We start from the raw sequence: 13,976 nt of genomic DNA on the forward strand, positions 1-13,976 counted from the left end.
ACTATGGGCCAAGAGCTAAAGCCAAAAATCAAAATTGCACACCGACCAACTGGGTTGATTATTCTTGATGGCTGGGGTCATCGCGAAGAAGTTGCACACAACGCCATCGCACAAGCCAATACCCCAAACTTCGATAAACTCATTGCCAATAATCCAAACACACTTATCAGCACATCTGGATTAGATGTCGGCTTACCTGTCGGTCAAATGGGCAATTCAGAAGTTGGGCACACCAATCTTGGCGCAGGCCGAGTGGTCTACCAAGAGTTGACTCGCATTCAAAAAGACATTGATGACGGTCGATTCTTCAATAATCACGCACTGCATGCCGCAATTGACAAAGCCAATCAACGCGAACGCAAAGTTCATATCATTGGTTTACTTTCCGACGGTGGCGTCCACGCGCATATCGAACACATTCAAGCCGCGCTTAAACTGTGCGCGGAGATGGGCGCAAAAACCGTATTGCATATCTTTGCCGACGGCCGTGATACCGCACCGCAAAGTGCTTTGCGCTACATTGACCAAATTGAAGCATTCATTACCGAACTCAACGGCAATATACAAATCGGTTCGATTATAGGCCGTTTTTACGCGATGGACCGCGACAACCGCTGGGAACGTACTCAAGAAGCGTATGAATTAATTTGTTGCGCACAAGGCGCATTTAAAGCGGATAGCGCACGTCAAGCCGTTGAAATGGCTTACGCACGCGGCGAAACAGATGAATTTGTGCAACCAACCGTGATTCTGAACGAAAAGGGCAAAAAGAACAAAATCAAAGATGGCGACTCGATGATTTTCATGAACTTCCGTTCTGACCGTGCGCGTCAATTAACTCGCGCATTTATTCTTAATGATTTTGCCGAGTTCCATCGCTGCGCAACCCCTCTGCTTTCTGCATTTGTTACCCTTACCGAATACCACAAAAACTTTGAGAAATTTGGTGCCAGTATCGCTTATCGTCCAAGCAACTTAAAAAACACTTTTGGTGAAGTGATTGCAAACCACAATCTACGTCAGCTACGCATAGCAGAAACCGAAAAATACGCACACGTCACCTTCTTCTTAAATGGCGGCATTGAAGCCCCTTACAAAGGTGAAGACCGTATTTTAGTGCCTTCACCTAAAGTACGAACCTATGACCTACAACCAGAGATGTCAGTGCCAGAATTGACCGAAAAACTGGTCGAAGCAATTGGTTCTGGCATCTACGACACCTTCATTTGCAACATTGCAAACCCAGACATGGTTGGCCATACGGGTATTTTGGAGGCCTGTATTAAAGCCGTGGAAGCCGTTGACACTGCGCTGGGACAAATTTTGGAAGCCATCGAGAAGGCCGGCGGGCAATGCATTGTTACCGCTGACCACGGTAACATCGAAATGCTTCAAGACCCAGAAACTGGCGAACCATTTACATCACACACAACTTTCCCTGTGCCATTGGCCTACTTTGGCCCGCAAAATGTAACGCTTCGCGAAGGCGGCCGTTTACCGGATGTCATGCCTACCATTCTTGATTTAATGGGCATCCCACAACCGCAAGAGATGGACGGCGTCAGTCTTATTAAAAAATAATCAACTATCAAGTCCATAAAAAGCCCGGTGCGGAAAAATTCGCACCGGGCTTTTTGCTTTTTTAGCCGTCAAATCACGGTAATAACAAGCCTTCTTTGCAAAAACACACCCCTTTCAAAACCGCGTCACGCCGGACAAGACTCCTCTAAAAGCCGCTTTTCAATACCCCACCCTAGGAAATCAAACATTTAGGCACGCCTTATCTGGCAATTCATATCAGCAATCGTTAAAATTGCCAACTGGCGGCTATCTAAAGTATAATCTCGCGCCCAATTTTATTTTAAACGCGTCTAAATAAATAAATCGCTTACAAATCAATTATTAAGCACGGATTTGCAAGCGGATGAATAAACAGGAACTGATTATGAATCCATTACAATCGCACCCAGGCCTGAATCTGAAAGGCCTCTACTCTCCAGAGTTTGAGAAGGAGAACTGTGGTTTTGGTTTGATCGCTAACATGGACGATAAACCAAGTCACTGGGTTGTCCAAACGGCTATCGAGTCTTTGGCCAATATGACACACCGCGGTGGTGTTGCGGCGGACTGTTGTACCGGCGATGGTTGTGGTCTTCTAATCAAAAAACCGCACGCTTTCCTAGAGGCCGTTGCCTCGGAAAATGGTTTTGCATTGGCAGACATTTACGCCGCGGGCATGATTTTCCTTAACCAAGAGCCCGCTAAAGCAGACGCCGCGCGTAACAGCCTAGAGAAATACTTAGCAGAACAAGGCTTGGCTGCGGCGGGTTGGCGCACTGTGCCGGTTAATTCGACCGTGCTTGGCGCACAAGCAGCGGGCATGGAACCCCTAATCGAGCAGGTCTTTGTTAACTGCCCTAAAGACATGGCGGAAGCGGATTTTAACCGTGCTTTATTTACCGCACGCCGTAAAACTGAAATGGAAATCGAGCCACAAGACGCGACTTTTTATGTGGCTTCATTAAACAGTCAGTTACTTGCCTATAAAGGCTTGGTCATGCCGCGCGAGCTGCCTAAATTCTATGTGGATTTAGAGAACGAGACCTTTGCATCATCAGTGATTTCTTATCACCAACGTTTCTCGACAAATACGTCACCTCAGTGGCGTTTAGCGCAGCCGTTCCGTTTCTTGGCGCACAATGGTGAGCTTAACACCATCAAAGGAAACCGTAACTGGGCACTGGCTCGTCAGAAGAAATTTGAAACGCCATTACTACCTGAACTGGGTGAACTTAAACCATTGGTTGCGCAAACCGGTTCCGATTCAAACTCGCTGGACAATATGATTGAAGTCCTAACCATGGGCGACATGCATATTTTCCAAGCGATGCGCCTTTTGGTTCCGCCTGCATGGCAGAATATTCCGCACATGGACCCAGATAAAAAAGCGTTCCTTGAATATAACTCAATGCACATGGAACCTTGGGATGGCCCAGCCGGCATGGTACTTAACACCGGTAAATATGCGATTTGTGGTGTTGACCGTAATGGTCTGCGCCCGACGCGTTATGTGATTACCAAAGACCGCCACATTACTTTCGCATCGGAAATCGGGGTTTATAAATACGCGCCAGAAGACGTTGTCGAAAAAGGCCGTTTGAAGCCAGGGCAAATGATTGCTGTTGACTTAGAAACGGGCACTTTGTTAAAGCCAGACGAAATCGACAACCAGTTAAAAAACCAGAAGCCATACCGTGAATGGATGGACAAAGGTTACATGCAGCTTAAAGAGAAGCTAAACGATGAGCAGACCATCGCTGACTGGGACGCGAAAACCGCGGATATTTATCAAAAATATTTCCAGGTCACTTTCGAAGAGCGTGATGCGGTTATCCGCGTCTTAGCAGAAGACGCGCAAGAACCAGTGGTTTCCATGGGTGACGATGCACCACTACCGGTGTTCTCGCATAACAGCCGTAACCTATATGACTACTTCCGTCAGATGTTTGCGCAGGTCACCAACCCGCCAATCGATCCGCTACGCGAAAACATCGTTATGTCGTTGAACACCTGTTTTGGCCGCGAACTGAATATGTTCGAAGAAGGGCCGGAACACGCACGTCGTTTAGAAGTAAACTCACCGATTCTAAGCCCGTCAATGATGCAACAACTGTTGAGCATGAGCGATGCCGACTACCAGCACGAAGTGATTTCTTTGCACTACAACCACGAAGAAAAAGGGTTGGAGCAGGCGATTAAAGACGTTTGCAGTGCCGCTGAAAATGCGGCAAATGCTGGCAAAACATTATTGGTCTTAAGCGACAACAATATCGTTAACGGTCTAACCACCATTCCAGCGCTCATGGCTACTGGAGCAGTACATCACCACTTAATCAAAGTGGGACTGCGTACCGAAGCCAACATTATCGTTGAAACAGGAACGGCACGTGATTCACATCACTTTGCAGTGCTATTTGGTTACGGCGCAACAGCAGTCTACCCGTACCTTGCGTATGAGGCCATGGCAGACCTTCGCCGCACCAAGGAGTTAGATCCAGAAACCAGCATGGCAAAATACATTGCCAACTTCCGTAAAGGAATCAACAAAGGGCTGTTCAAAATCATGTCGAAGATGGGAATTTCTACCATCACCTCGTATCGTGGTTCACAGCTGTTTGAAGCCATCGGCTTAAGCACTGGAATTGTTGATTTATGCTTCTTAGGTACACCTTCACGTATAGAAGGTACGGATTTTAACCACCTAGAACTCGATCAACGTCGCTTGGCTTGGGAAGCCTTTAACCCGCGTAAAGCGCTGAAACAAGGCGGTATTTTCAAATTCGTTCACGGCGGCGAGTACCACGCATTCAACCCGGATGTGGTCAACACCATCCGCGAAGCGGTACAAACCGATGACCAATTCAAATACAACCGTTTCAAAGACTTGGTCAACAACCGTCCGGCCATGACCGTTCGCGATCTGCTGACCTTTAAAGAGGACATTACCCCAATCGATATTTCCGAAGTTGAGCCAATTGAATCCATTTTCAAACGCTTCGACTCTGCGGGTATTTCCCTTGGTGCCTTATCGCCAGAAGCACACGAAGCTTTAGCGACGGCGATGAACCGTTTAGGCGCGCGCTCTAACTCGGGTGAAGGTGCCGAAGATCCGGCGCGTTACGGTACTGAGCGTATGTCAAAAATCAAACAGATTGCTTCTGGACGATTTGGCGTCACCGCGCACTATCTACGCAACGCCGAAGTCTTGCAAATCAAAGTAGCGCAAGGTGCCAAACCGGGTGAAGGCGGTCAGTTGCCGGGCCACAAGGTCAACCAAATGATTGCGACCCTGCGTCATTCGGTTCCGGGCGTAACCCTGATTTCTCCACCGCCGCACCACGACATCTATTCAATCGAAGATTTGGCCCAGCTGATTTTCGATTTGAAACAGATTAACCCGAACGCATTGGTCTCGGTCAAACTGGTTGCCGAGCCAGGTGTCGGTACGATTGCGGCCGGTGTTGCTAAAGCTTACGCTGACTTAATCACCATCTCTGGTTACGACGGCGGTACCGGTGCATCGCCGATGTCTTCGGTCAAGTATGCAGGTAACCCATTTGAAATGGGAATTGCCGAAGCACACCAAGTACTGCGTGCCAATGACTTGCGCGGACAAATTATCCTACAGGCGGACGGCGGTCTAAAAACCGGGCTAGACGTAGTTAAAGCCGCGGTACTCGGAGCGGAATCTTTCGGCTTCGGTACCGTGCCAATGATCGCGCTGGGCTGTAAATACCTACGTATCTGCCACTTGAACACTTGTGCGGTAGGCGTGGCTACGCAAGACGAACGTCTGCGTAAAGAACACTTCATTGGCTTACCGGAAATGGTAATGAACTACTTCAAGTTCGTGGCTGAAGAGACTCGCGAATGGTTAGCAAAACTTGGCGTGCGCACGCTGGGCGAATTGGTCGGGCGTGTCGATTTATTGAAAATGATTGACGAGCCGCTGACCGAGAAGCAGAAAAACATCGATCTATCAGCCTTTATGACCGATGGCGGCGTACCTGCAGACAAGCCACATACCGTGCAAGTTGAGCGTAACATGCCGTGGGATAAAGGCTTTATTGCCGAAACCATGGTTGCCGACACTCTACCAGCAATCGAAGCAAAATCCGGTGGCGTCTTCACATACGACCTAATCAACACTGGACGCTCTATCGGCGCACGTGTTGCCGGTGAAATCGCACAACGTTATGGCAATAACGGCATGAAAGACGCGCCAATCACGCTGAAGCTAACCGGTATCGCCGGTCAATCCTTCGGGGTCTTTAACGTCGACGGTCTGAACCTACACCTGGAAGGTGACGCCAACGATTACGTCGGTAAAGGCATGGCTGGTGGTGAGATTGTGATTCGTCCGCCACAAGGTTCGACTTTTGATGCGAAAAACACACCGATTGTTGGTAACACCTGTTTGTACGGTGCGACTGGCGGTAAACTGTTTGCCAACGGTACCGGTGGCGAGCGTTTTGGTGTGCGTAACTCTGGTGCAACCGCCGTTGTCGAAGGTCTTGGCGATCACGGTTGTGAATACATGACCGGCGGAACCGTGGTTTCGCTTGGCGCGGTCGGCGTAAACTTCGGTGCCGGTATGTCCGGCGGTATGGCGTTTATTCTTGATCCAGAACGCAATCTACCGGATTTAATCAACCCAGAAATGGTTGAAGCGATTCGCATTGACACCGAACAAACCGAAGCTTACCGTCACTACCTGTTAGAGTTGATCGAAGAATACGTTGCTAAAACCAACAGTCCTTGGGGACAAGAAGTCATCAACAACTTTAGCCGCATGATTGGCGACTTCTGGTTGGTTAAATCGCGCGCTATCGACATTGAACACCTGTTCGACCTTTTCGCAAAGCAAGCTGACTAAGGAACTGGAAGGAATTTAAAAATGCCAAATGTTAGACAATTTTTAGAATTAAACCGCCAGCTTCCAGAAAAGAAGCCGGCACAAGAGCGTAAGGTCGAGTTTAAAGAAATCTATGCGCCTTTTGAAATGAAAGACGCCATGGCGCAGGCAGATCGCTGTTTGCACTGCGGCAACCCTTATTGCGAATGGGCGTGTCCGGTTCACAACTACATCCCGAACTGGCTAAAACTGGTCGCCGAAGGGAACATTATGGAAGCGGTTGAGATTTCGCATAAATCCAACTCGCTACCGGAAATGTGCGGTCGCATCTGTCCGCAAGATCGTCTATGTGAACAGGCCTGTACACTTGAAGATACCAACTTTGGCGCGGTCACCATTGGTCAGGTTGAGAAGTTCATTACCGACACCGCCTTTGCGATGGGCTGGAAACCAGACCTATCTGATGTGGTGATGACCGATAAAACCGTCGCTATCGTCGGTGCTGGGCCTGCCGGTATCGCGGCAGCGGATATCCTAATCCGTAACGGCGTTAAGCCGGTAGTCTACGAAAAGCAACCGGAAATCGGTGGTCTGCTGACGTTTGGTATCCCGCAGTTCAAACTGGACAAAGAAGTGGTGCAAAAGCGTCGCGAAATTCTCGAGCACATGGGCATTGAGTTCCACTGCGGTGTTGAAGTTGGCAAAGACATCCAATTCCAAGAACTGATTGACCAGCATGATGCCGTCTTCCTTGGCATGGGGACTTACAAGCCAATGGCTGGCCGCTTCCCAGGTGAAGACTTACCAGGTGTTTACAAAGCACTGGATTTTCTAATCGGTAATGTCAAAAACGTGCTCGGTTACGAAAATACCCCTGAGGCTTACGTTTCAATGGAAGGCAAACGCGTAGTCGTACTTGGTGGTGGTGACACCACTATGGACTGTACGCGTACTTCTATCCGTCAAGGAGCTGAAGAGGTTTACTGCGTCTACCGTCGTGACGAAGAAAACATGCCGGGTTCACGCGCTGAAGTAAAAAATGCCAAAGAAGAAGGCGTGCAGTTCAAATTTAACCTAGCGCCGGTCGAAGTGGTTGGCAACGGTAAAGTTGAAGGCATCAAAGTTGTGCAAACCAAAATGGGCGAACCTGACGAGAATGGACGACGTCGTGCGGAAATCGTTGAAGGTTCAGAAGAAATCATTCCATGTGACGCCGTCATTGTGGCATTCGGTTTCCAACCTAACCCTCCGGCATGGTTTAAAGATTTCAATATCGAACTAAACAATTGGGATGGTGTCATCGCTTCCGAAGAAACGCTCTACCCATTCCAAACCAGCAACCCGAAAGTGTTTGCCGGTGGTGACATGGTGCGTGGCTCATCATTGGTCGTGCACGCCATTGCAGAAGGCCGCTCTGCAGCGGAAGGAATGTTGGACTATCTCGCCGTCTAAGCACACCTCTTTAGCACAAAAAAACCCGCTAACGCCTTACGGCTTAGCGGGTTTTTTTATTCTCGATTCGCCCGTCATTAAATCAGATTAACAAACTTACTTATAAAAAAACCGCACAACAATGATGCGGCTAAAGATTGCAGGAACTCAAAACAGTACCGCCGACCCTTCAACTCCCATTAAGGCATTGCGAGGCACAAACCGCTTGCCAAGCGCTGGCAAAAAGAAGCGAGCTTAGCAATGCGACCAACCAAGTTTTAAATCCAGTCACGATTTTCATCTCTCCCCCCTTTGCTTGCGCAAGTTACATTAAAAACCAACGAAGCCCCTAAACATCAGAATTTCGTCGTCGATGATACCATTAGAAATTCTTATCTTAGCGATAAGCCGGGCCACGAAGCCAATTGAAATTAATAAAGATGACAATAGTTTTCGTCATTAAAAAAATTGACGACTGTGGTTTTCAAACAACAAATCCATCTAAAAAGACCAAATAACGACAATTAAAACAAAGGAATGACCGTAGCGAACGAGGCTGATTTAAAACAATAGCTCGGAACAAGAATTTGCCCCGAGTATTGCCTTAAAGTTTAAGCGAAGATTGATTAAAGAATCTCCACAACGTAAAGAGAGCAATCCCTTTACAATCGCAAAAAATTCCGATTACTGATGATCAATAAATTCAATCCGTCAAAGATAATAATCGCTATTCCATTCGATTGCTAATAAAACATCTAAATTAAAATGATAGTTTTTTCTTAGTGGAAGTCTGAGTGAATTACACCGATAATCCATACAATTCGATTGATTAGCTTGGTAACTTTGATGCTCAACAACAACTCCAACCAGTATCCCATGGTGCTAAAACTCAGTATTCTGCTGACCACTTTATGGCTTAGCGGTTGTCAAACCCTGCCAGAGAAAAAGACCATTAAACAGGATTCTACAGCGTTAAAAATCAGCGAACAGACATTACAACACGCTTACGACTTTGTGGTTATCGACACCGAACAACAGTCTGTTGTTAATATCAAACAATTGGCTGAGCAACTGCGTGAAGTCGATGTCGTTTTCATCGGCGAGTTTCACGGCAACCAAGCATCACACCTATTGGAAATGCAATTGCAAGCGGCGCTTTTTGAACAAAACTCACAACAAGTTTTAAGCATGGAAATGTTTAATCGCGATCAACAGGATATTTTGAACCGCTATCTGGATGACGAAATCGGCGAAAAATACCTGATTAACGAAGCACCCACTTGGCCAAACTATTCCGGTTCTTATCGACCAATGATTGAGTTTGCTAAGCAACATTTCATTCCGGTGATTGCAGCCAATGCCTCTGCGGATATTGTGCGCTGCATTGGCAGTTATGGCCAAGGCTATGAAAGCTTAATCCCAGAACAACAACGCCGTTTTCTCGCCAAACAACCCTACCTGAACGATAACGCTTATCAGCAAAAATTTAGTGATTTTATGGATTCGATGCGCCAAACTTCCGACGAGCGCAAGGCCAATAGCTACGCGGCACAACTGGCACGTGACAATACCATGGCAGAATCCATTCTTACAGCGCGACAAAACCATCCAGAAGCGCAAATTATTCACCTCAATGGTAGCTTTCATAGCGAAGCCGGCTTAGGCACAGTTGCCCTTTTAAAGCAACGAGCACCGGAATTACAAATCGCGGTCATTACCCCTATCCGGATCGAAAGCGGAAACAAAATAAGCTGGACACAGGATGAACGTACTCTTGGGGACTATCTCTATTTCGTCACCCCGCAGCCGGTCGATTACCGTAACACCGCTTATAAAATGCAGGCTCGTCAAACACAGTTTAATAACGCTAAAGAGAAAACAAAACGGTGTTATGCGCCAAACATCGGAAAAATGGAATCTCGTTAAATTACACTGCAAGCGTATTTTTAAAGAAAATTGGCTTAGTAAAACTAAGCACGCACAAAACACATCCAGCAGCTAAAGACAAAACAATCTAAATTTGGTAAGAAAGTGGCTGAACATCACGAAAACAGACACAAAAAGAAAATAACGCTTAACCGGACTGTATCAATTCTTTGAGGGAGTTAACAAGGGTAAATTCTTTAATTAGACTTTGCGCCTTGTCATCCTCGCCAAAGCGGCTACACTTCCTTATGCAAACGCATTAAAAGATGGGGCTAAAGAAAGGTAAAAAAACCGCTTTTTCCCTAACAATAGCTAAATAGACTTTATTGAGACGAATCCCAAGCCCAATTTAGACGCGCTTTTGCACGATCCATCATCTGTTGATTGGCACTTTTTAACGCTTCCATGTCGACTGAAAACACCGTTTGTGGCAGATCCAATAAATTACTGTCAGGCTCAAACTGCGCACTAGCAAAAGCCATCGAAGGCATCATCGTTACCGCCACCAAAAGTAAAGTTCTCATCAAAATATCCTTATTTGTCGGGATGTACGACATCCCAGTATTTAATCCATTAAATGCTAGTGTAAATTTTACTTACCTGAAAAATTCTAACACAAGACACAATTAAATAACTAAGTATTTTTAAGCATAATAAAAATACTTATTCTATAAAGAATTTTATCTATAGTTTCTTTACCAACGAATGACCCTCTCTAAGCCGTAACCTCATTCAACAGAAGCTCACCATCCATGAACATTTGAATATTATCGCGCGTTGTTTCCGCAATATGAGTGATTGCCTCTTGGGTAAAATAAGCCTGATGACCAGTCACCAGCACATTTGGAAAGCTCAACAACCGTTCAAAAACATCGTCTTGAATAATTTCACATGAATGGTCTTCAAAAAACAGCGCGCCTTCTTTTTCGTAAACATCCATACCGAGATAACCAATCTGCGCTGACTTTAATCCCGCGACCAAAGATTCCGGCTCCATTAAAGCACCACGCCCCGTGTTAATTAGCATCACGCCTTTCTTCATTTTGGCAATCGAATCGGCATTGATCAAATGATTGGTCTCTGCAGTCAAAGGACAGTGTAAGGTGATGACATCGCAGCGTTGATAGAGCGTTGCAAGCGGCACTTGCTCTAAACCTAAGGCTTCGCAAGCACTGCATTCATAAGGGTCATACACTAAAACTTGGCAGCCAAACGCTTTCATCCGCTCGCCCACCAAACGACCAATCTTACCGGCACCAATCACCCCGACGGTTTTGCCATAAAAATCAAAACCAAGCATCCCATTGAGCGCAAAATTACCTTCACGAACGCGATTATAGGCTTTATAAAGTTTTCGATTTAAAGCCAGCATCAAACCAATCGTATGCTCGGCAACCGCATAAGGTGAATAGGCTGGCACACGTGTAATCTTAATCCCCAGACGATGAGCCGCGGCTAAGTCCACATGATTAAAACCCGCGCAACGTAGCGCAACCATTTTTACGCCATAGCCAGCGAGAATTTGCAAAATTTCAGCATTCAATTGATCGTTAACGAAAGCACTCACCACATCGGCATCTTTTGCATAGACGACCGTATGCTTATCTAAAATGGGCTCTACTGTCTGCGAATCCCATGACGGGGGAAAGCTGCGGCACAACTGTTGACGATCATAGATTTTGCAACTAAAAGAAACAACTTTCATGGCGCACTCCAAAAATGAAATCAATAATTAGACAAGGTTTGTTGCAGTGTAGCGAATCTTCAAACGATTAAGCAGGTTACCTACTGAGAGTTTCGTAAAATTTAATCTCGCGCAAAAAAGCATAATACGACATTTTACTTACCTTTGATTTAAAAATACTATACTCTTATCAAGCCAATAGAAATCCTATATAACTTTAGGGTGAAGCAGAACGAGTCCCCATTCGTTTCAGTGAAGCGTTGCCAAGTTTACCAACCCTGAAACCACCTAGACCTTTTCTGTAACTTTTTAATTATTTGTTTTTTATTTGCCAAACTTGTTGTGAAGCAAGGACGGAAAGCCATGGACCTCTCCACTCTGAGGCCGCCAGGTTGCACGAAAGCCAATATAATCCTATTGACTTTTTTCCTCTAAAACTTCTCCGCACTTAAGACCTTTCAGGCAAGGAGATCCACATGCCAACACCAAAACAGCGTCCTTTTCCGCTACTTTCAAGCCTCTCATTCGCGCTAGCAACCCTGTTCGCGAGTCAAGTCAATGCGACAGAAATTCGTCCTGCAACCGTGCTGTTTAAAGTACTGGAAGGACAAGCTCCGAACCATTTGAAAGCCTTTAACGCATTGCTGCATAGTCAAGGCTTAGTGACTGAGCGGACGCTGGAGGGAACCGGTATTACCATCGCCACCTTTGCACATACAGGACGAGAAATCGCCATTGCCAATCTCCTCAAACACAGTGGCTATGTGGAATTTGCCGAACCCGATTATGCGATAGCGCCGACACTGCAACCTAATGACTCAAATTACGCCAATCAGTGGCACCACCAAACAGTAAATAGTCCACAAGCATGGGAAACAACAACGGGAAACCATAATGTGTTAGTCGGAGTTTGCGATACCGGTTTTGATGTTAATCATCCCGATTTAGCTGGCAATTTACGTACAGATTTAGCCTACAACGCACAAGATGGTTCTAATTACATTTTTGATGCCAATGGCCACGGAACCGGAACCGCCGGAACGCTGGGTGCGGTTGGCAATAACTCAACCGGTGTTGCTGGGATCAATTGGGATGTGGATATCATTCCGATACGCATCGCTATCAGCGACAATAACAGTTCCGCTTATATTTCGACCATGGCAAACTGCATTGAGTATGCGGCTGATCAAGGCGCACGAATCGTCAATTTAAGCTATGGCGGGATTCAATACGAAACTATTAATGCTGCCGCACAATATTTACGCGATCGCAATGGCTTATTATTCATGTCAGCAGGGAATGATGGACAAGAGTTCGCCGACTATCCCGACTTCACCAGTTTTGTCGGTGTCGGTGCCACTGACCAAAATAACAATCGCGCCAGCTTCTCCAGCTGGGGCAATTATGTGGACGTCACCGCTCCAGGCGTCAGCATTCTTACCACCTACCCAAACAACAGATATGTAAACTACAGCGGCACCTCTTTTTCTGCCCCATTGACTGCCGGTGTCGCCGCTTTGATGGTGGCCGCGAATCCAACGATAACCCCAGAACAAATCGAACAAGGCCTATTTTCGACCGCTACCGATATTGGTGATGAAGGTGAAGACAATGTCTTTGGACATGGCTTAGTCAATGCCGCAGCAGCAGTCAACTACGCGGCAAATATTGGTCATGTCTCTCCGCCAGAAGCGAAAATTACCGCTAATCAGACCAGCTTGCCATTTGGCAATGCCTTCGCGTTTGATGCCAGAAATTCACTGGATAGCGATGGGATGATTGTCAGCTACCAATGGTCTCTTGGCGATGGCACCACATCGAGCCTTGATCATTTCAACCATACCTATGATGCAGCTGGCGTCTATCAAGTCACTCTGACCGTTACCGATAACGATGGTTTAAGCGACAGCAGCAGTATTATGGTGCAAGTCACCAATGAAGCGCCGGTAGCGGAAATCTCGGTCGATAGTCAAAGCGGCAGCGTGCCTTTGACAGTGAACTTCAACGCGCAAAATAGCTTTGATAATGATGGTGAAATCATCGACTATGCTTGGAACTTTGGTGACGGTAACTCTGACACTGGGAGCAGTACTAGCCACACATACACCGGCGTAGGCGAGTTTACTGCGATTTTAACCGTGACCGATAATGCTGGCGCTCAGAGCAATACATCGGTACTGATTCGTGTTCAAGGTGAAGAAACTATTAACATCAGCGCGCCATCAAGCTTACGCGCGTCAGTTCGTCGTTCACGTGTCAGCCTAAGCTGGCGCGATAACAGCAAGAACGAAGACGGATTTTACCTTCACCGCTATGATGCCAGCTCAGGCGAACTCTTGCAGACCACGACTTTAGATGCAAACACCACTCGCTATAACGACTACCCTGAAAATGGCAATTATTTGTACCAAGTACAGGCCTTTCAAGGGAATAACCTGTCCGAACAGTCCAATGCGGTATCCGCAAACGTACGTTAACACTTAAGCAATCTCTTTTTTAAGAGGATAAAAAAAGCCCCAA

7 protein-coding genes and 1 riboswitch are annotated in these 13,976 nt (G+C 46.6%); of the genes, 5 read left to right on the plus strand and 2 right to left on the minus strand.

The window, feature by feature from the left end; all coding sequences use genetic code 11:
• Positions 1-3: 3 nt before the first annotated feature.
• The 4 genes from gpmI to HRR27_RS11880 all read left to right on the plus strand — a co-directional run bounded on the left by gpmI (position 4) and on the right by HRR27_RS11880 (position 9,772).
• Positions 4-1,581, plus strand: a complete 1,578-nt coding sequence (gene gpmI / locus HRR27_RS11865; RefSeq protein WP_173274053.1) for a 2,3-bisphosphoglycerate-independent phosphoglycerate mutase — start codon at positions 4-6, stop codon at positions 1,579-1,581.
• A 364-nt stretch (positions 1,582-1,945) separates the two neighbouring features.
• Positions 1,946-6,436 (plus strand): glutamate synthase large subunit, encoded by a 4,491-nt coding sequence (gene gltB / locus HRR27_RS11870; protein ID WP_173274054.1) that lies wholly within the window; start codon positions 1,946-1,948, stop codon positions 6,434-6,436.
• Between the two features lie 21 nt (positions 6,437-6,457).
• The gene (locus HRR27_RS11875) at positions 6,458-7,867 is read left to right on the plus strand and encodes an FAD-dependent oxidoreductase (protein WP_173274055.1); all 1,410 of its coding nucleotides are present in this window, start codon (positions 6,458-6,460) and stop codon (positions 7,865-7,867) included.
• A gap of 825 nt (positions 7,868-8,692) precedes the next feature.
• Positions 8,693-9,772, plus strand: a complete 1,080-nt coding sequence (locus HRR27_RS11880) for a ChaN family lipoprotein (protein ID WP_243830839.1) — start codon at positions 8,693-8,695, stop codon at positions 9,770-9,772.
• A 323-nt stretch (positions 9,773-10,095) separates the two neighbouring features.
• Here HRR27_RS11880 and HRR27_RS11885 read toward each other — a convergent pair whose 3' ends face one another.
• Positions 10,096-10,296, minus strand: a complete 201-nt coding sequence (locus HRR27_RS11885; RefSeq protein ID WP_173274056.1) for a hypothetical protein — start codon at positions 10,294-10,296, stop codon at positions 10,096-10,098.
• A gap of 191 nt (positions 10,297-10,487) precedes the next feature.
• Positions 10,488-11,477, minus strand: a complete 990-nt coding sequence (locus HRR27_RS11890) for a 2-hydroxyacid dehydrogenase (RefSeq protein WP_173274057.1) — start codon at positions 11,475-11,477, stop codon at positions 10,488-10,490.
• A gap of 299 nt (positions 11,478-11,776) precedes the next feature.
• A riboswitch (cyclic di-GMP riboswitch) is annotated at positions 11,777-11,856 on the plus strand.
• Between the two features lie 76 nt (positions 11,857-11,932).
• Between HRR27_RS11890 and HRR27_RS11895 the strand changes: the two genes are divergently transcribed.
• Positions 11,933-13,933, plus strand: a complete 2,001-nt coding sequence (locus tag HRR27_RS11895) for a S8 family serine peptidase (protein ID WP_173274058.1) — start codon at positions 11,933-11,935, stop codon at positions 13,931-13,933.
• Positions 13,934-13,976: the final 43 nt, after the last annotated feature.

This window comes from Thiosulfatimonas sediminis (assembly GCF_011398355.1).
GTDB classification, from domain to species: Bacteria; Pseudomonadota; Gammaproteobacteria; order Thiomicrospirales; family Thiomicrospiraceae; genus Thiomicrorhabdus; species Thiomicrorhabdus sediminis_A.